The 17,969-nt window shown below is 70.8% G+C and carries 19 protein-coding genes; 7 read left to right on the top strand and 12 right to left on the bottom strand.

Going from position 1 to position 17,969, the window contains the following annotated elements; translation table 11 throughout:
- The first annotated feature begins 62 nt into the window (after positions 1-62).
- Both AC0666_RS03890 and AC0666_RS03885 read left to right on the top strand, forming a co-directional pair.
- On the top strand, positions 63-1,367 hold the full coding sequence (locus AC0666_RS03890) for a PTS transporter subunit EIIC (RefSeq protein WP_478707032.1): 1,305 nt from the start codon (positions 63-65) through the stop codon (positions 1,365-1,367).
- 269 nt (positions 1,368-1,636) lie between these two features.
- Positions 1,637-2,896: a PTS transporter subunit EIIC gene (locus AC0666_RS03885; protein ID WP_361722408.1), complete on the top strand. Its 1,260-nt coding sequence runs from the start codon at positions 1,637-1,639 to the stop codon at positions 2,894-2,896.
- A gap of 139 nt (positions 2,897-3,035) precedes the next feature.
- Here AC0666_RS03885 and AC0666_RS03880 read toward each other — a convergent pair whose 3' ends face one another.
- On the bottom strand, positions 3,036-3,788 hold the full coding sequence (locus AC0666_RS03880; RefSeq protein WP_468582780.1) for an MBL fold metallo-hydrolase: 753 nt from the start codon (positions 3,786-3,788) through the stop codon (positions 3,036-3,038).
- Positions 3,789-3,993: 205 nt separating this feature from the next.
- On the opposite strand from AC0666_RS03880, the gene AC0666_RS03875 reads away from it, so the two are divergent.
- Positions 3,994-4,413 (top strand): hypothetical protein, encoded by a 420-nt coding sequence (locus AC0666_RS03875; protein ID WP_468582779.1) that lies wholly within the window; start codon positions 3,994-3,996, stop codon positions 4,411-4,413.
- The gene (locus tag AC0666_RS03870; protein WP_468968323.1) at positions 4,413-4,769 is read left to right on the top strand and encodes a DUF488 domain-containing protein; all 357 of its coding nucleotides are present in this window, start codon (positions 4,413-4,415) and stop codon (positions 4,767-4,769) included. Before AC0666_RS03875 ends, AC0666_RS03870 begins: the two co-directional genes overlap by 1 nt.
- Positions 4,770-4,932: 163 nt before the next feature.
- On the opposite strand, the gene AC0666_RS03865 is transcribed toward AC0666_RS03870, so the two are convergent.
- The 7 genes from AC0666_RS03865 to clpS all read right to left on the bottom strand — a co-directional run bounded on the left by AC0666_RS03865 (position 4,933) and on the right by clpS (position 9,681).
- Positions 4,933-5,883: a PLP-dependent cysteine synthase family protein gene (locus AC0666_RS03865; protein ID WP_478707031.1), complete on the bottom strand. Its 951-nt coding sequence runs from the start codon at positions 5,881-5,883 to the stop codon at positions 4,933-4,935.
- Entirely contained in the window at positions 5,883-6,161 is a 279-nt protein-coding gene (locus AC0666_RS03860; protein WP_468968325.1) for a MoaD/ThiS family protein, read from the bottom strand. The genes AC0666_RS03865 and AC0666_RS03860 overlap by 1 nt, the downstream gene beginning before the upstream one ends.
- A 78-nt stretch (positions 6,162-6,239) precedes the next feature.
- A complete protein-coding gene (locus tag AC0666_RS03855; RefSeq protein ID WP_324603773.1) occupies positions 6,240-6,347 on the bottom strand; it encodes a putative leader peptide in 108 nt (35 codons plus the stop codon).
- A gap of 77 nt (positions 6,348-6,424) precedes the next feature.
- Positions 6,425-6,847: a M67 family metallopeptidase gene (locus AC0666_RS03850; protein WP_468968328.1), complete on the bottom strand. Its 423-nt coding sequence runs from the start codon at positions 6,845-6,847 to the stop codon at positions 6,425-6,427.
- A gap of 102 nt (positions 6,848-6,949) precedes the next feature.
- Complete coding sequence (locus AC0666_RS03845) at positions 6,950-8,389, bottom strand: amino acid permease (protein WP_468968330.1); 1,440 nt, start codon at positions 8,387-8,389, stop codon at positions 6,950-6,952.
- A 360-nt stretch (positions 8,390-8,749) separates the two neighbouring features.
- Complete coding sequence (locus AC0666_RS03840) at positions 8,750-9,367, bottom strand: DUF2017 domain-containing protein (RefSeq protein WP_468968333.1); 618 nt, start codon at positions 9,365-9,367, stop codon at positions 8,750-8,752.
- A complete protein-coding gene (gene clpS, locus AC0666_RS03835; protein WP_468582770.1) occupies positions 9,367-9,681 on the bottom strand; it encodes an ATP-dependent Clp protease adapter ClpS in 315 nt (104 codons plus the stop codon). The genes AC0666_RS03840 and clpS overlap by 1 nt, the downstream gene beginning before the upstream one ends.
- An 80-nt stretch (positions 9,682-9,761) precedes the next feature.
- On the opposite strand from clpS, the gene AC0666_RS03830 reads away from it, so the two are divergent.
- Both AC0666_RS03830 and AC0666_RS03825 read left to right on the top strand, forming a co-directional pair.
- Complete coding sequence (locus AC0666_RS03830) at positions 9,762-11,090, top strand: nicotinate phosphoribosyltransferase (RefSeq protein WP_468582768.1); 1,329 nt, start codon at positions 9,762-9,764, stop codon at positions 11,088-11,090.
- Between the two features lie 73 nt (positions 11,091-11,163).
- Entirely contained in the window at positions 11,164-11,757 is a 594-nt protein-coding gene (locus tag AC0666_RS03825) for a nicotinamidase (RefSeq protein ID WP_468968337.1), read from the top strand.
- A 26-nt stretch (positions 11,758-11,783) separates the two neighbouring features.
- Here the strand turns inward: AC0666_RS03825 and AC0666_RS03820 are convergent, their stop codons facing one another.
- On the bottom strand, positions 11,784-12,086 hold the full coding sequence (locus AC0666_RS03820; protein WP_468583091.1) for a hypothetical protein: 303 nt from the start codon (positions 12,084-12,086) through the stop codon (positions 11,784-11,786).
- Positions 12,087-12,197: 111 nt separating this feature from the next.
- Positions 12,198-14,609, bottom strand: a complete 2,412-nt coding sequence (locus tag AC0666_RS03815) for an immune inhibitor A domain-containing protein (RefSeq protein WP_468968340.1) — start codon at positions 14,607-14,609, stop codon at positions 12,198-12,200.
- Positions 14,610-14,970: 361 nt separating this feature from the next.
- Between AC0666_RS03815 and AC0666_RS03810 the strand changes: the two genes are divergently transcribed.
- On the top strand, positions 14,971-15,306 hold the full coding sequence (locus AC0666_RS03810) for a hypothetical protein (RefSeq protein ID WP_468968343.1): 336 nt from the start codon (positions 14,971-14,973) through the stop codon (positions 15,304-15,306).
- A 33-nt stretch (positions 15,307-15,339) separates the two neighbouring features.
- Here AC0666_RS03810 and AC0666_RS03805 read toward each other — a convergent pair whose 3' ends face one another.
- The gene (locus tag AC0666_RS03805) at positions 15,340-16,065 is read right to left on the bottom strand and encodes an RDD family protein (RefSeq protein ID WP_478707030.1); all 726 of its coding nucleotides are present in this window, start codon (positions 16,063-16,065) and stop codon (positions 15,340-15,342) included.
- A 194-nt stretch (positions 16,066-16,259) separates the two neighbouring features.
- A complete protein-coding gene (locus tag AC0666_RS03800; protein WP_478707029.1) occupies positions 16,260-17,762 on the bottom strand; it encodes an RDD family protein in 1,503 nt (500 codons plus the stop codon).
- Positions 17,763-17,969 lie beyond the last annotated feature (207 nt).

The following is a 17,969-nucleotide window of genomic DNA, read 5'->3' as shown; positions in this document are numbered from 1 at the left end:
GGTCTACACCAGTGTGCCGCACGGGACGCACCTGCCAAAACGGGCCGGTCAGGAGGATGCCGATGAGCGCGAGCAGCGCCGCCGCAGCACCACCCCAGCCGAGGTGGTGGAACGGCCTGTTCCAGGGGCTCCAGAAGATGGGGCGGAGTCTGCAGCTGCCGATCGCCGTCCTTCCGGCGGCGGGCATCCTGAACCGGCTCGGGCAGCCGGACGTGTTCGGCAAGGACGGCCTGGACTGGGCGGACGTGGCCAAGGTGATGGCCGGAGCCGGCGGTGCGCTGCTGGACGCGGACCTGGGTCTGCCGCTCTTGTTCTGCATCGGTGTCGCGATCGGCATGGCGAAGAAGGCGGACGGCTCCACCGCGCTGGCGGCGGTGGCGGGGTTCCTCGTCTACCGCGGGGTGCTGCACGCCTTCCCCGACGACTGTCCGCCCGGCACGAAGGACGTCGGGGGCGGTTGCACCACGCCGACGGACACCTTCGCGGGGTACACGTACCAGAACCCGGGGGTGTTCGGCGGGATCATCATGGGTCTGCTCGCGGCCTGGTTCTGGCAGCGCTTCCACCGGGTGAAGCTCGTCGACTGGCTGGGCTTCTTCAACGGGCGTCGGCTGGTGCCCATCATCATGTCGTTCGTCGCGATCGCGTTCGCGGTGGTGTGTCTGGGCATCTGGCCGCCGGTGGGTGCCGCGTTGGAGAGCTTCTCGGACTGGCTGGTGGGGCTGGGTGCCTGGGGTTCGGGCCTCTTCGGCCTGGCGAACCGTGCGCTGCTGGTGATCGGTCTCCACCAGTTCCTGAACGTGCCCGTGTGGTTCCAGTTCGGCAGCTATACGAAGCCGGACGGCACGGTGGTGCACGGCGACATCAACATGTTCCTGCAGGGCGACCCGGACGCGGGCCAGTTCCTGTCCGGCTTCTTCCCGATCATGATGTTCGCCCTCCCGGCGGCGGCGCTGGCGATCACGCACTGCGCGAAGCCGTTGCGCCGCAAGGAGGTCGGGGGGTTGATGCTGTCGGTGGGCCTGACGTCGTTCGTCACCGGCATCACGGAGCCGATCGAGTACTCGTTCCTCTTCGTGGCGCCGGCGCTGTACGCGATCCACGCGGTGCTGACGGGCGTGTCGATGGCGGTGACCTGGGGGCTGGGCGTGCACGACGGCTTCAGCTTCTCGGCGGGGTTCATCGACTACGTCATCAACTGGCGGCTGGCGACGAAGCCCTGGATGATCATTCCGATCGGCCTGTGCTTCGCGGTGGTGTACTACGCGGTCTTCCGCTTCGCGATCACGAAGTTCGACATCCCGACGCCGGGGCGGGAGTCGGACGAGGAGATCGCGGCGATGCAGGCGGACAACACCAAGGCGTAGCGGCGGGTCGCGCCCGCCCGGAGGCCGTCGAGGCCCTTGGATCGGTGATCCGGGGGCCGTTCGCCATGGGCGGCCGGGTGTGGTGCAGACCACAGGAAATCGAAGGTTCCTTATCTATCCCCGACCATGCTACAACTGGTCTACACCACCCATTGGTGTAGACCACGCACGAGCAGGGCACCTCTGTCCGAGCGCTCGCGTACCCCCGTTCCGAGACGCCGCCGATCCCCCGTTCCCCGGGCGCGCGCCTTGCCTTCTGGAGGAAGCTCATGTCCACAGCCACCGCTGCTGCGGAAAAGAAGAAGGGCGCGGGCGTGATGGCTGTCATGCAGCGCATCGGCCGGAGCCTCATGCTCCCCGTGGCGGTGCTGCCTGCCGCCGCGCTGCTCGTCCGCCTCGGCGACAAGGACATGCTCGGCGACCCGTCGCTGCCGGGCTTCCTCACCAAGATCGCCGGTTACATGTCCGCCGGCGGCGGTGCGATCCTCGCGAACATGGCGCTGCTGTTCGCCGTCGGCATCGCGATCGGTTACGCCAAGAAGTCCGACGGCTCGACCGCTCTCGCCGCGGTCACCGGCTACCTGGTCTTCGCCAAGGTCCTCGCGACCTTCACCGACCCGAACCTGCCGAAGGTCGAGACGGTCGTCGACCACAAGGTGGCCCTCGTGGACGCTCCCGTCGACGCGAAGGTCCTCGGCGGTGTCGTCATGGGCATCGTGGTGGCCCTGATCTACCAGAAGTTCTACCGGACCAAGCTGCCCGAGTGGGCGGGCTTCTTCGGCGGCCGTCGGCTGGTCCCGATCCTGTCCGCCTTCGCGGGTCTGCTGATCGGCATCCTCTTCGGCCTGATCTGGCCGGTACTCGGTACGGGCCTGCACAACGTCGGCGAGTGGCTGGTCGGCTCCGGCGCGGTCGGCGCGGGCATCTTCGGCGTCGCCAACCGCGCTCTGATCCCGGTCGGCATGCACCACCTGCTGAACTCCTTCCCGTGGTTCCAGGCCGGCGAGTACAAGGGCAGCAGCGGTGACATCGCCCGCTTCCTGGCCGGCGACCCGAGCGCCGGACAGTTCATGACCGGCTTCTTCCCGATCATGATGTTCGCCCTCCCGGCGGCCTGCCTCGCGATCGTCCACTGCGCCCGCCCCGAGCGCCGCAAGGTCGTCGGCGGCATGATGTTCTCCCTCGCGCTGACCTCCTTCGTCACCGGTGTGACCGAGCCGATCGAGTTCACGTTCATGTTCATCGCCCCGGTGCTGTACGCGCTCCACGCGGTGCTGACCGGTGTCTCGATGGCGCTGACCTGGGCGCTCGGCATGAAGGACGGCTTCGGCTTCTCCGCCGGCGCCATCGACTACATGCTGAACCTGGGCAAGGCCACCAACCCGCTGGGCCTGGCCGTCGTCGGCCTGTGCTTCGCCGCGGTCTACTACGTGGTCTTCCGCTTCGCGATCATCAAGTACAACCTGCCCACCCCGGGCCGCGAGTCCGACGAGGAGCTCGCCGAGCTGCTCAAGGCCGAGGCCAAGTAGGCCGGTAACCCGTACGGCGCCTGCGCCCGTACGGCACCTGCGCCCGTACAGCGCGAAGCCCCCGCCTTCCCTTCCGGGAGGGCGGGGGCTTCGTCCGTTCGGGCTCGTTCGGGCTCGTGTGGGCCGGAACCGCGCGGGCTCAGACCTCGTACACGGCGCCCGCGTACGCGAGGTCGACCGGGCCGTCGTAGACCGCGCGGGCGTCGGCCAGGTTCTGCCGGGGGTCCGTCCACGGCGGGATGTGCGTGAGGACCAGCCGGCCGACCCGGCCGGTGCGGGCGAACTCCCCGGCCTCGCGGCCGTTGAGGTGGAGATCGGGGATGTCCTCCTTGCCGTGCGTGAAGGACGCCTCGCACAGGAACAGGTCCGTCTCCTCGGCCAGCAGCCCCAGCTCGGGGCAGACGCCGGTGTCCCCGGAGTACGTCAGGGAGCGGCCGCCGTGCTCGACGCGGATGCCGTACGCCTCCACCGGGTGGCTGACCCGCTCGGTGCGGACCTGGAACGGGCCGATCTCGAAGGTGCCGGGCTTGAGGGTGCGGAAGTCGAAGACCTCGCTCATCGAGCGCTCGTCGGGGACGTCGTCGTAGGCGGTGCTCAGCCGCCTCTCGGTGCCCTCCGGGCCGTAGACGGGGATGGCGGAACAGCGGCCGCCCTCGTGCCGGTAGTAGCGGGCCACGAAGTACGCGCACATGTCGATGCAGTGGTCGGCGTGCAGGTGGCTCAGGAAGATCGCATCGAGGTCGTAGAGACCGATGTGGCGCTGCAGCTCGCCGAGGGCTCCGTTGCCCATGTCGAGGAGCAGCCGGAAGCCGTCGGCCTCGACGAGGTAGCTCGAACAGGCCGATTCCGCGGACGGGAACGACCCCGAGCAGCCGACGACGGTGAGCTTCATGGAGCGTGAACCTCCAGGGACGGTCCGTGGACGGAATGCGGGCCGTGCGTGGGTCGAGCGTAAGGCGCGAAACGTCAGGTCGCTCCTCCGCGGCAGGCCGTTGTGGGGGGAATCACCTGTGCTGTCACCCGGGGGAGCGACAGGGGGCACGGGCGTGCCGGTGCACTGCCGTGCCGGGGGTTGCGCGCGAGGCTAACGTCGGAGCATGGACACGTCCTGGTGGCCCGCGGCGGCGGCGGTGGTCGCCGTGCTGCTGGTGGTGCTGGTCGCGGGGCGTCTGCCGGCTCTGCCCCGGCGTGCCCTGCCGCAGCACACCTCCGGTACGGAGCCGCAGCCGCGCCCGGGTGAGCTGTGGCGCCTGGCGGACGGGCGGCTGTGCCTGGTGCTGACGGTGGAGCCGGTCCGGGCGCACCGGGCGCGGGTGGCGTGGATCAGCGGGAAGTACGACGACCGGCGGCCCGGGGTGATCCCGCTGCCGCCGGGGACGGTGGGGGCGCAGGGCCGGCCCGGCTTCCTGGAGGCGGACCGGCCGGAGCAGGTGTGGGTGTGGGAGTTCCGCAGCCGGCTGGGGATGCTGGATCCCGCGGTGTGGGACGAGGTCAAGGGACTCGGAGGTGGCGGCTGATGGTGGGCGCGGTGCGGGTGCGGCGGGTCTACGATCCGGCGGAGCCGGAGGCCGACGGCGTACGGGTCCTGGTGGACCGGCTGTGGCCGCGGGGCCTGGCGAAGGCGCGGGCACAGGTGGACGACTGGCCGAAGGTGCTGACCCCGTCGGGGGAGCTGCGCACGTGGTTCCATGCGGGCGGTTCGGCCGAGGAGTTCCGACGGCGGTACGAGGCGGAGCTCGCGGAGCCGGAGGCGGCGGCCGAACTGTCCCGGCTGCGGGAGCTGGCGTCGAAGGGCCCGGTCACGCTGCTGACCGCGGTCCGCGATCCCGGGTCGAGTCACGCCGCGATCCTGGCGGAGCTGCTGTCCCCGTGACGGCCGCCTGAGGGCCTCCGGTTCCCGGCCTCGGGTCCGGCCTCCGGTCCCGGCCTCGGGTCCGGCCTCCGGTCCCGGCCTCCGGTTCGCGTCGGCCGGGCGCCGGGGCTTCGGGGTGTCTCGTCGATCGCGCCGCGGGCCCGGCTCGATCGGCAGGACACCCCTAGGCCCAGAGCTGGCCCTGGAGGGTTTCGATGGCCTCTTCGGTCGTCTTCGCCGTGTAGACGCCGGTCGAGAGGTACTTCCAGCCGCCGTCTGCCACGACGAAGACGATGTCCGCCGACTCGCCCGCGGCGACCGCCTTGCGGCCCACGCCGATCGCCGCGTGCAGGGCGGCTCCGGTGGAGACGCCCGCGAAGATGCCCTCCTGCTGGAGGAGTTCGCGGGTGCGGGTGACCGCGTCGGCGGAGCCGACCGAGAAGCGGGTCGTCAGGACCGAGGCGTCGTACAGCTCGGGGACGAAGCCCTCGTCGAGGTTGCGCAGGCCGTACACGAGGTCGTCGTAACGGGGCTCGGCGGCGACGATCCTGACGCCTTCGATGTGCTCGCGCAGGTACCGGCCGACACCCATCAGGGTGCCCGTCGTGCCGAGACCGGCCACGAAGTGGGTGATCGAGGGGAGGTCCCGCAGGATCTCCGGGCCCGTGGTGGCGTAGTGGGCGCCCGCGTTGTCCGGGTTGCCGTACTGGTAGAGCATCACCCAGTCGGGGTGCTCGGCCGCCAGTTCCTTGGCCACCCGGACGGCGGTGTTCGATCCGCCCGCCGCCGGCGACGAGATGATCTCGGCTCCCCACATGGCGAGAAGGTCGCGGCGCTCCTGGCTCGTGTTCTCCGGCATGACGCACACGATCCGGTAGCCCTTGAGCTTCGCGGCCATCGCCAGGGAGATGCCCGTGTTGCCCGAGGTGGGTTCCAGGATGGTGCAACCGGGGTGGAGCCGGCCGTCCTTCTCGGCCTGCTCGACCATGTGGAGCGCGGGGCGGTCCTTGATCGAGCCGGTCGGGTTCCGGTCCTCCAGCTTGGCCCAGATCCGGACGTCCTCCGAGGGGGACAGCCTGGGCAGCCGGACGAGCGGCGTGTTGCCGACCGCGGCCAGCGGGGAGTCGTAGCGCATCAGACGGAGCCGCCGGCGACGGCCGGGAGGATGGTGACGCTGTCGCCGTCCTTGACCGCGGTGGAGATGCCGTCGAGGAAGCGGACGTCCTCGTCGTTGAGGTAGACGTTCACGAAGCGGCGCAGCTTGCCGCCGTCCACGATGCGCTCCTCGATGCCCTTGTGGCGCTTCTCCAGGTCGGCGAAGAGCTCGGACAGCGTGGTGCCCTCGCCGGTCACGGCCTTCTCGCCGTCGGTGTAGGTGCGGAGGATGGTGGGGATGCGGACCTCGATGGCCATGGCAGCAGGCTCCAGTCGTGTCGTGACGAAAGTGTGGGGGCGCGGCGCAGGGCCCCCCGCGCGAGGGGCTGTGGGTGCTCAAGCGGCAGGACAGATACTGCTGGCGAGGCGGCACAGGTCGACGTGCAGCCGCGCCACGAGCAGCAGCCTGCCGGGCGTCTCGATGCTCACGTCGTGGGGAACCATGCGGTCATGTTAACGATTCCCGCTCCCCGGTTTGGAGTGTGATCCCGCATCGTGGACGTCTCACGCTCACATCGTGGTCAGTAGGCCTCGACGACCTGCACTTCTTCCTCGGTGATGACGCCTTCGACGATCCGGTACGAGCGGAACTGGAACTCGCCGAGGCCGTCGGTGTCGGCCGTCGAGACGAGCACGTAGTGCGCGCCGGGCTCGTTGGCGTAGGTGACGTCGGTGCGCGAGGGGTAGGCCTCGGTCGCGGTGTGGGAGTGGTAGACGATCACCGGGTCCTCGTCGCGGTCGTCGAGCTCCCGGTAGAGCTTCAGCAGATCCTTCGAGTCGAACTCGTAGAACGTGGGCGAGCGGGCCGCGTTGAGCATCGGGATGAACCGCTCGGGGCGGTCGGTGCCCGCCGGGCCGGCCACGACGCCGCACGCCTCGTCGGGGTGGTCCTGGCGGGCGTGCTCGACGATCCGGTCGTACAGGTCCTTGGTGAGGGTCAGCATGAGCGACAGGATAAGCAGACGGGCCCTCCCGTACCGAGGTGTGGTACGGGAGGGCCCATATCGTGGACACGAGCTCTGTGGAGCAGGCGTCGTGAGACCTGGTCAGGAGGCCTTGTTGAAGGCGGCTCCGGCCGGGTTGCGGCGCTTGAGCACCAGGTAGGACACGCCCAGGATCAGGCCCCACAGGGGGGCGCAGTAGAGCGAGACGCGCGAGTCGGCGTCGATGCCCATCATCACGATGACCACGGCGATGAAGGCCAGCGAGAGCCAGCTCGTCCACGGCGACCCGGGGGTCTTGAACGGGGAGGCGGGCAGCTCTCCGCGGTTCACCTTGGCGCGGTAGCGGATCTGGCAGACCAGGATCATGATCCAGGCCCACATGCCGGAGATGGTGGCGAAGGAGACGACGTAGTCGAAGGCCTTGCCCGGCGCGACGTAGTTGATCCAGACGCCCACCAGCATCAGGCCGGCGGAGAAGGTGGTGCCGACGAGCGGGGTGCCGCTCTTGGTGAGCTTGGTGAAGACCTTCGGGCCCTGGCCGTTGAGCGCGAGGTCGCGCAGCATGCGGCCGGTGGAGTACATGCCGGAGTTGCAGGAGGACAGGGCGGCGGTCAGCACGACGAAGTTGACGATCGCGGCGCCGAGGCCGAGGCCCATCTTCTCGAAGGCGAGCACGAAGGGGCTCTCGCCGGCCTTGAAGTTCGACCACGGGATGACCGACATGATCATGATGAGGGCGCCGACGTAGAAGACGGCGATGCGCCACGGCACGGTGTTGATGGCCTTGGGCAGGGTCTTCTCGGGGTCCTTGGACTCGCCGGCGGTGACGCCGACGAGCTCGACCGCGAGGAAGGCGAACACCACGATCTGGAGCGTCATCAGCGTCTCGCCGATGCCGTTCGGGAAGAAGCCGCGGTCGTTCCACAGGTTGGAGAACGAGGCGCCGCCGGCGGCGTCGGAGAAGCCGATGGTCAGGACGCCGGCGCAGATCAGGATCATGCCGACGATGGCGGTGACCTTGACCATGGAGAACCAGAACTCCAGCTCGCCGAAGAGCTTCACGGAGATCAGGTTGGCGGCGTAGAGGATGACCGTGAAGATCAGCGCGTAGGCCCACTGCGGGAAGCTGTCGTGGGTCCAGTACGACATGTACTTGGCGGCGGCGGTGACCTCGGTGATGCCGGTGACCACCCAGAAGAGCCAGTAGGTCCAGCCGGTGGCGTACCCCCAGAAGGGACCGAGGAACTGGCGGGCGTAGTCCGAGAAGGAGCCCGAGACCGGGCGGTACATCAGCAGCTCGCCCAGGGCGCGCATGATGAAGAAGATGACCAGGCCCGCGATGGCGTAGGCCAGGATCAGGCTCGGTCCGGCCTTGGAGATCGCCTTGCCGGCGCCCAGGAAGAGACCGGTGCCGATGGCTCCGCCGATCGCGATCATCTGGATCTGGCGGGCGCCGAGTGCGCGGTGGTAACCCTCGCCGCCCTCGGCCGGTGCGCCCTCGCCGGGCGTCCTGTCGTGCTGCTCGACCTGCACAGAGGTCATGTCTTGGTGCGCCTTTCTCCACGCCGACCCGCGCCTTGACTGGCTGCGGATCGGGTCCTCGATCCCCCCGGATACGGATGGAGTTGCACCCGGCGGTCAGCCGGTTCAAGCGCGCCGGGGGACATGGGTGGCGCCCCGTCGGCGGTCGTGAAGATTTATCACGGCCCTACGGGTGATCGACGGGTGCAAATGTGACGCAGGACACCAAAAATTCAGGACAAAGGTCCTGAAACAGATCAGATCACCGCATGGCGGTGATCTGATCGTTATCCGGATTTGAGCGTCCGCTGAGCGAACGGAGCGCGGGTGGTACGCGACCGATGGCCGCCTCTGAGCTTTTCCTGAGCTTTCGGGCGGCTCTCAGAGGGTTTCGATGAGCGTCTCCTGGAGCCCGCCGAGCCAGAGGTAGGCCATCACCATCGGCTTGCGCGGATCGTCGTCCGGTAGCCGGAAGAGCATCGCGCTCTCGTCGTCCTCGGTGATCTCCAGGCGGGCCGCGATGGTCAGCCGCAGGTCGTTGAGGGCGCCCAGCCAGCGCAGCGGCAGCTCCCCGGTCAGCTCCAGCACGGCCGTCTCGTCCTCGCCCGGCGCGAGCCCGTCCAGGCTGTGCACGACGGCCAGCGCGTCCTCCCGCTTGCGGGTGCGCAGGTCGTTCTCGGTGAACCGGCGGAACTCCGCCGAGCGCGCGGCGAGCTCGGCCGGGTCCACGCCCTGGTCCTCGGGGCCGGGGCCGCCGTAGGCGTCGGGGAAGAGCCGGGCCAGCGCCGGATCGGCCGGCCGCTCGGTGGGCCCGTCGCTGCCCTCGGCGAACAGCACGGCCAGCGGGTCCGCATCCGCGTCGGGCTCGGGCGCGCCCGGCCCGATGAGCTCCAGCAGCTGCACGGCCAGGGAGCGCAGGATGGAGATCTCGATCTCGTCCAGCGCGATGACGGCGCCGCCGCCCTTCAGTGCCTCGAACATCCCGGCGGAGCGCCCCATCAGATGCGGTCCTGGGAGAGGGTTGCCCACAGGCCGTAGCCGTGCATGGCCTGCACGTCGCGCTCCATTTCCTCGCGGGTGCCGCTGGAGACGACCGCCCGCCCCTTGTGGTGGACGTCGAGCATCAGCTTGTGCGCCTTGTCCTTCGAATAGCCGAAGTACGCCTGGAACACGTACGTCACGTAGCTCATGAGGTTGACCGGGTCGTTGTGCACGAGGGTCACCCAGGGGACGTCGGGCTCGGGGACCGCAGCGGCTTCTTCTGCCGACTGGGTGCGTTCGATCTCAATGGGAGCAACACTCACTCGTCCCATGCTGCCACTGTGACGGGCCCGTCGCACAAACGACCCCGACATCTCGTCACTCTGACGAAATGTGCGCTAGCATCCGTGACATGAACCCTGCGGACCTGGGCCTGCCGGTGGACGTGCCGTCGACAGCGCTCTTCACGGATCATTACGAGCTCACGATGCTGCAGGCCGCCCTGGCGAACGGCACCGCCGACCGCCGCTCGGTCTTCGAGGTCTTCACCCGGCGGCTGCCCGAGGGCCGGCGCTACGGAGTGGTGGGCGGCACCGGACGCGTCCTGGACGCGGTGGAGAACTTCCGCTTCGACGGCGCCGTGCTGGAGTTCCTGCGCGAGCGCGCCGTCGTCGACATGCGGACCCTGGACTGGCTGGCCTCCTACCGCTTCTCCGGCGACATCTGGGGCTACCCGGAGGGGGAGGTCTACTTCCCCGGCTCCCCCGTCCTGCGCGTCGAGGGCAGCTTCGCCGAGTGCGTGCTGCTGGAGACCGTGATCCTGTCGATCCTGAACCACGACTCCGCGATCGCCGCCGCCGCCTCCCGGATGGCCTCGGCGGCCGGCGGGCGGCCGCTGATCGAGATGGGGGCGCGGCGCACGCACGAGCTGGCGGCCGTGGCGGCCTCGCGGGCCGCGTACGTCGGCGGATTCGCCTCGACCTCGGACCTGGCGGCGGGCTTCCGGTACGGGATCCCGACGGTCGGCACCTCCGCCCACGCCTTCACCCTGCTGCATGACAGCGAGCGCGACGCCTTCACGGCGCAGGTGGCCTCGCTGGGCGGTGGGACCACGCTGCTGGTGGACACCTACGACGTCGCCGAGGCGGTACGGACCGCCGTGGAGGTGGCCGGGCCGGGACTGGGAGCGGTGCGGATCGACTCCGGGGACCTGCTGCTGGTCGCGCACCGGGTGCGGCAGCAGCTGGACGAGCTGGGCGCCACCGGGACGCGGATCGTGGTGACCTCGGACCTGGACGAGTACGCCATCGCCTCGCTGGCGGCGGCTCCGGTGGACGCGTACGGCGTCGGCACGCAGCTGGTCACCGGCAGCGGGCACCCGACCTGCTCCATGGTCTACAAGCTGGTGGCCCGGGCGCAGTCCGCCGACCCGAAGGCGCCGCTGGTGCCGGTGGCGAAGAAGGCCGGCGGCGGGAAGACCTCCGTCGGCGGCCGCAAGTGGGCGGCGCGGCGGGTGGACGCCGAGGGCGTGGCGGAGGCCGAGGTCGTCGGGACCGGGCCGGTCCCCGCTGCCCTGGCGGACCGGCAGCTGCTGGTCGAGCTGGTCAAGGCCGGCGAGGTCGTCGCCCGCGAGCCGCTGGAGGCCGCACGGCAGCGCCACCGCGAGGCCCGCGCCGGACTCCCCCTGTCGGCGACACAGCTCTCGCGGGGCGAGGCCGTGATCCCGACGGAGTACGCGTAGCGCGGCCCGGGCGGGGGGAAGAGCCTCCCGCAGGGCCCGCCGCAGCACACCACCGAGCCGAAGGGCACCCGAAATGCACCGCGCACTGATCGTCGTCGACGTACAGAACGACTTCTGCGAAGGCGGCAGCCTGGCGGTCACCGGCGGGGCCGATGTCGCCGCCGCCATCACCGAGCTGATCGGGCAGGCCACCCCCGGGTACCGCCACGTCGTGGCCACCCGCGACCACCACGTCGACCCGGGCCCGCACTTCGCGAGGCCGCCGGCCGAGCCGGACTACCGGGAGTCCTGGCCCGTCCACTGCGTCGCCGGCACCGAGGGCGTGGGGTTCCACCCGAACTTCGCGCCCGCCGTGGCCTCCGGCGCCGTCGCCGCCGTCTTCGACAAGGGGGCGTACGAGGCCGCGTACAGCGGGTTCGAGGGCGCCGACGAGAACGGCACCGGGCTGGCGCAGTGGCTGCGCGAGCGGCACGTCAGCGAGGTCGACGTCGTCGGGATCGCCACGGACTACTGCGTCCGGGCCACCGCGCTCGACGCCGCCCGCGCCGGTTTCACCACCCGGGTGCTGCTGAACCTGACGGCGGGCGTGGCCCCGGACAGCACCGAGCGGGCCGTGGAGGACCTGCGGACGGCCGGCGTGGCCGTCGTCGGCGGCCCCGCCCGCTGAGGCCCGTCCGGGCCGCCTGGGGCCCCTCAGGTGCCCAGCAGGGCGCGGATGGGGTGCCAGAGCTCCTGGGCCCGGTCCGGGGCGCCCCGCCAGAGCAGGCCGTCCGGGTGGTGCAGGACGGCGGTGACCTCGTCCGGGGTCGGGGGCTGCGCGTTGCCCCGCAGGTACACCGCCCGCATGCCGTGGTTCCGCAGCCTGGTCAGGGCGCGGGCCCGGTTCGCGGCGTGGACGAGCACGCGGACGTTCCCGTCCTCCCCGGACGGCCTGGGCAGCGTGAGCGCGACCACCACGCTGCCGCCTGGCAGTCTGACGAAACCTCCACCGGGCATGATCTTCAGCTCCCCCGTCAATAAGAAACTCAGCTCACGCATCTAAACGCGATCGGCCGCCGCCCGCTAGAGGGCGACGGCCGATCATGCTTTGACCTGCGGTTTTGCGAGTTACTTCGCGGCGGGGCCGACCTCGACCGTCATCTGGAGGCCGTCGTAGGTCTCCTTGGCGATCTTGATCTTGGTGTTGGTGTCAGTGACCTTCACCGAGCCGGTCGGGTTCTCGTCGTAGTAGTACTTGCCCTTGTGGTCGTCGAAGACCAGGTTCGCGGGCTTCGGCTTGAGGAAGAGCTCCTCGCCGTTCTTGTGCAGGGTGAACGCATCCGTCGAGTACGCGCTGAACGGCGCGTCGTACGGCTGGATCTTGTTCCGCAGCAGGGTGCCGTCGGCCCACTTCATGGGCTTGGCGTTGGCGTCGATCGGAAGGATCAGACCGGCGCCCGGGTGCTGGCTGACGTTGTTGTCCTTCTGGGACTTGTCCCAGAGCCAGATCAGCAGGCCGTCCTGGTACGGGTAGTGCTCGACCCAGTTCGGCTTGGAGTTGGCGAAGCCGAAGTTGTACGGGCCGACCTTGAGGGTGGAGTCGTACGACACGTAGCGGCGGTTCTCCGCGATGTAGTACTGCTCGTACTCCTTGGTGAAGCCGGCGCCGATGCGCGAGAAGCCCTTGCCGGTCCAGCCGTTGTCGCCGTTCTCGGCGCCGTCGGTGAACAGGGTCTGGCCGTCCGCGGTGATCGAGAGGGCGTCGGCGGTGAAGCCCTTGCCGCCCGCGCCGCCGTCCGTCTGGTAGCGGAAGCGGAGGTCCACCTTCTTGCCCGCGTAGGCGTCGAGCGGGAACTTCAGGTCCTGCCAGCCGCCGGAGACGTCGGTCAGACCGGCGTTGCCCGCGGCGTCGGCCGGGATGGCCTTGCCGTTGGCGGTGCCGTTCAGGACGGTCCAGGTGGCGCCGCCGTCGGTGGACACCTCGGTGTAGAGGTAGTCGTAGTCCTTCTCGATGTCCCACCAGCCCTTGAGGGACAGGGCGGCGGAGGACTTGCCGGTCAGGTCGACCGAGCGGGTCAGGGTGTTCTTGAGGTCGTCACCCATGTTGCTCCACCACTGGGTGGAACCCTCGGCGGGAGCGACGACCTCGGTCTTGACCTGCTTCTTGGGCAGCTCGACGAGCAGCGCCTGCTTGTCCTTGGTGTTGTACTCCGAGACGCCCAGCTTGTGGGTGGACTTCGTCGCGGCCTTCGCCGTGTCGTAGTTCAGCCAGCCCAGCTGCAGCTTGTCCCAGGCGGTCATGTCGCCGGGGAGGTTGCCTATGGACTCCTTGCCGTCGCCGAGCCAGGAGCCGGCCGACATCAGGGACCAGAAGCCGACGGAGTTCTCGGCGGCACCGGAGGTGTCGTAGAGGTCCGGCAGACCGAGGTCGTGGCCGTACTCGTGGGCGAAGACGCCGAGGCCGCCGTTCTCGGGCTGCATCGTGTAGTCACCGACCCAGAGGCCGGTGTCGCCGATCTGGGTGCCGCCGGCCTTGTTGTTCTCCGGGCCGGTCTTGCCCGCGTTGGTTCCGTAGGCGTACCAGCGGTGCGCCCACAGCGCGTCGTGGCCCTGCACGCCGCCGCCGGCCGACTCGTCCTCGCCCGCGTGGACGATCTGGAAGTGGTCGATGTAGCCGTCGGGCTCGTTGAAGTTGCCGTCGCCGTCGAAGTCGTTGCGGTCCCACTGGTCGTACTGCGCCAGCTGAGCCTTGATCTGGGCGTCGGTCTTGCCGGCCTTCTTCTGCGCGTCGACCCAGGCGTTGACGCCGTCGCGGACGGTGTCCCAGACATTGGCGCAGTTGGTCTGACCGCAGTAGTTCGAGCCGTAACGGGCCTCGTTGTACGGGACCTTGACCCAGTCGGCGACCTCGCCGTCGACGGAGTAACGACCCGAGGAGGTCTTCTCGTAGTAGGTCTTCAGCGAGTTCTTGCCCTGGCCGGTACCGAAGTACAGGTCCTGGAAGTACTCGCGGCTGAAGTCCTTGCGCCAGGCGGTGCTGTTGTTCGTGGCGCGGTCCGGCTGGGCGATCTGGTTGTGCGCGGGGCCGGGGGCGCCGCCGTACTTCGGCACCGCCGGCTTGGGGCCGTCGGGACCGTCCGGGTCGAACATGGTCGTGTTGTCGACCTGGTCGCCGAAGTCGACGAGGATCGTGAAGATCTTGTCGGTCTTCTCGCGGCCCAGCTCGACGTACTTGTTGTCGTCGAGCTTGACGACCTTCGAGGCACCCCGCTGCTCGACCTGCTTCTTGCCCTTCAGCACCTGGTCAAGGGCAGCCTCGCGCGCCTGCGCCTGCTGCTTGCTGAACGGACCGTCGAGGTTGTGCGGGACCTGCTCCTTGGCGGGAGCGGTCGGGTCCTGGCGGTCCGCGGCCGGCGCGCCGCCCCAGCTGGTGTCGGCCTGGGCCGCGGTGAAGAAGGCGCCGGAGGCCGCGGTGGCGGCCAGGGTCACGCCGATGGCTGCGGCACGCAGCGCTCGTCGACGGCTGGAATTGCTGGTCACTTGATGTCGTTCCCCTCCCGCGGCCGCGACACAGGTCGGAACATCTCCGTAGGAGTGGGGGGTTCCGCGCGGCGCGCGTCTCAAGTGACGACATTTGACCGGAGAGTCGAGAGAAAAGACAGACCTTGACTTGTTCCTTACAACTGCACTATGCGGTCAGGTGGTTCCGCTATCCGGACGTTCTCCTGCCATAGGGGACGAAGGGAACTTCCCGCCCCTCGCACCGTGGTGGAGCGTGACCCCGTGCGCCCCCCGTGCACCGGCACCGTGGGTTAGGTCACGCTTACTGCCGGTTCCGCCCGGGAATCTCCCGTCCTAGAGTCTCTTGACTGGCCCTCCCGCCTTGAGGACGGATACCGCCATGCCGCGTCCGACTGCCGCACAGCTCGTGTACGGGTCCGCCACGGTCGTCGTGTCGACCATCGCCATGCTGCTGCTCTCGCAGACGAGTTCGGGCATCGGGGTCGCGGTGATCTGTGTGGCCGCGCTGGCCCTCGGTCTGCTCATCGCCGTCAGCGGGGCGATCCCCGCGCGGCGCCCGCGGCCCGCTCCTGCACCCGCCGCCAGGGCCGCCGCCACGGCCGCCGGCACTGCCGCCGAGGGGGAAGAGGCGGCGGAGGCGGGAGCTCCCACGCCGGCGGCCGCCCGGGTGCCCGAACCCCGGACGGCCGCCGCCGAACAGCCGGTGCACCACTGAGCCGTACGCCCGCCCGGCCCGGGGTGCGCCGCGCTACACCACCTTGACCACCACCGTCTTGCCCACCTTGTCGTGCAGGGCCTGCTTGTACGGCTTGTCGACGAGCATCGAGACGATCAGCGCGAGCGGCCACAGGCAGAAGCAGCAGATCAGCGTCGGCAGCCAGAGCACCGCGGCGCGGGCCAGGGAGGCGCCCGACGGCGGGACGCTGCCGTCGTTGAGCATGGCGGTGCGCAGGCCCAGCGCCTTCTTGCCGATGGTCTGCCCGCTCCGGTGGATGAACCACCAGTCGTAGCCGACGTACACGGCGATCGAGATCAGGGTCATGGCCAGGCCGCTGCCGCTGTACGACTTGGTGATGACCTCGCTGACGTCCTCGCCCTTGTTCGTCTCGACGACGTAGCGGTTGGTGCCGAAGGCCAGCTGGATCAGGGCCAGCGGAATGGCCACGATGATGACGTCGATGATGCGGGCGCCGAGCCGCTTGCCGAAGTCGGCGAGCGGGGGCATCCCGGCGAGCGGGTCGGGCATGCCGTAGCCGCCACCGCCGTACGCGCCTCCCCCGCCGTTGTACGGGCCGCCGGGCGGCGGGGGCGGTGGGGGCGGGTACCCGCCTCCGCCGCCGCCGTAGGGGCCTCCTCCGCCGCCGTAGGGGCCTCCGGGCGGCGGCGGCCCGCCCGAGGTCGGCGGCTCCGTGGGCTTCTTGCGGAACGGGTCGTCCTCGGGCCGCTCGGCCGGCGGCGGCTGATCGGTACTCATGCCCCGAGTCGACCCCGCCTCCTGACGACCCGCAACGGGACGGAGTCCGTTAGGGGTATCCACCCCCCGGACGGCGCCCAGGGCGGCACCGGGGGGCCTGTCGGGGGCCGGGCGCCGCGGGCCCTGGCGGCCCTGCCGTGGGGGCTAGTGCTGTGACCGGAAAGGTCCACCGGGTCGCGCCGCCCGGCACGGCACTAGCGGGACACGTACGTCCCGGCCGCGCGGTCGTGCCAGCCGCGGCGGCGGGGCCGGTCGCCGAGACACCACAGGCAGCCGAGGAGCCCGAAGAGGGCGAACACCAGCCAGCGGCTCAGGGCCGCGCCGAAGCCCGGGGGGCGGAGGGTCGAGGCGGCCAGGACCCGGATGCCGAGGAGCTTCTTGCCGGGGGTACGGCCCCAGCGGGCGGTGGGGAGGACCTCGTAGAACACCCCGAAGAGGAGGACGGCGCCGAGGACGAGGCCGAGGTGGCCCGCGACGGTCCCGTCGAACAGCCAGACGGTGGTGGTGCGGCCGGTGCTCCGGGCGGCGTCCACCTTGGCCTGGAGGTGTGCGGTCGCGGCGGGGACCAGGGGCCGGGCGGTGGCCGCGGCGACCGCGGCGAGGACGAGGGAGTCCAGCGCACGGGCCGCGGCCCGGCGCGGCAGCCCGGCCGGCCGCACGGCCCGCTCCGCCATCTGCTCGAACACGTCCCGCCCAGTGGGCCGGTGCCGGGCGGGGGCGGAGCCGTCCGCATCCGGCCGGTCCGCATCCGCCCGGCCCGCGGACGGCTCGGCCCGGAGCGAGCCGCCCCCGGCGGAGCCCTGCCGAGGCGTCCAGGGGACGGCACCCCGCGGCGCCGACTCGCCGTCCCGGGTGTCCCGTTCGCCGCCGCGTACGGTCTGCCGGTCGCCGCCTGCCTCCGGGCCGGGCCGCCCCGGCGCGGGCTGCTCGGGCGTCCGGACTCCCGTGCCCCGAAGGCCACCGGAGGCCGGCTCCGCCGCCCGCACCTCCGCGCGGGCCGGCTGCCGGACACCGGCAGCGTCCGGGGCGGGGCGGTCCGGAGTGGACGGCCACCGGGGTTCGTCCGCCGTGGCACGGCTCGGTGCGGGCTGCCCGGACGGCGACCAGGGGTCGGGCTCCCCATGCTGTGGGCGACGGGGCGCCGGCTGGGCCTCGGGCCAGGACGAGGTGAGGCCGGAGTCGGAGCCGCCGCCCGGCGCGGAGGGCCAGGCCGGGGGCTCGGCGGCGGGGGACCGCGCCGACAGGATGCCCACCCCCTCGGCCGAGCCGCGCCCTGCCGCGGCCCCGGCCCCGGCCCCCGCTCGGGCGAAGGACACCCCCGGCCCCCGCTCCGCCGCCGGCGGCGCGGGCTCCGGCTCCGGCGCGGCCTCCGGCTCAGGCTCTGCCTCCGGCTCGGGCTCTGCCTCCAGCTCCGCGCGGTGGCCCCAGGACACCCGGTCGTCGCGGGGCCCGCCGAAGCCGGCCTGCTGGGCGGGATCGGCCTGCCATGCGGCCGCCGGCGCCCGCTCGGCCACCACCTCGGTCGCGCCCGTCCGGTCCAGGAACACCGGCCCCGTCTCGTCGGCGGGGGTGGCGGGGCGGCTCGTACCCGGGACCCAGGACAGGCCGTTCCAGTACCGGACGTACCCGGGGATGGACGGATCGGGGTAGTAGCCCTCGCGGGCCGCGTGCTCGCCGTCACCTGGGGAGGGCGTCAATGTCCCCAACTCCGATCGTGGCTTGAGGCTTGTGCAGGGGGAGGACCATAGCCAAGAACCGCCCCCCGACCGGTCCGGTAACGGGAGAATCCAAGCCTTCGAGCGAACCTCCCCCCGTGCGGCTCTTTTCGGTCAGTCGACAGAATCCGGCCAATCCCCCGATGGGGTGCCCGAAGTCGCGTCATACCCGGGCACTTCGGCGCTCTC

The organism is Streptomyces sp. NPDC043680 (genome assembly GCF_056436685.1).
Note: the sequence above shows the minus strand (reverse complement) of the source record. Positions and strands in the feature narration are given on the sequence as shown.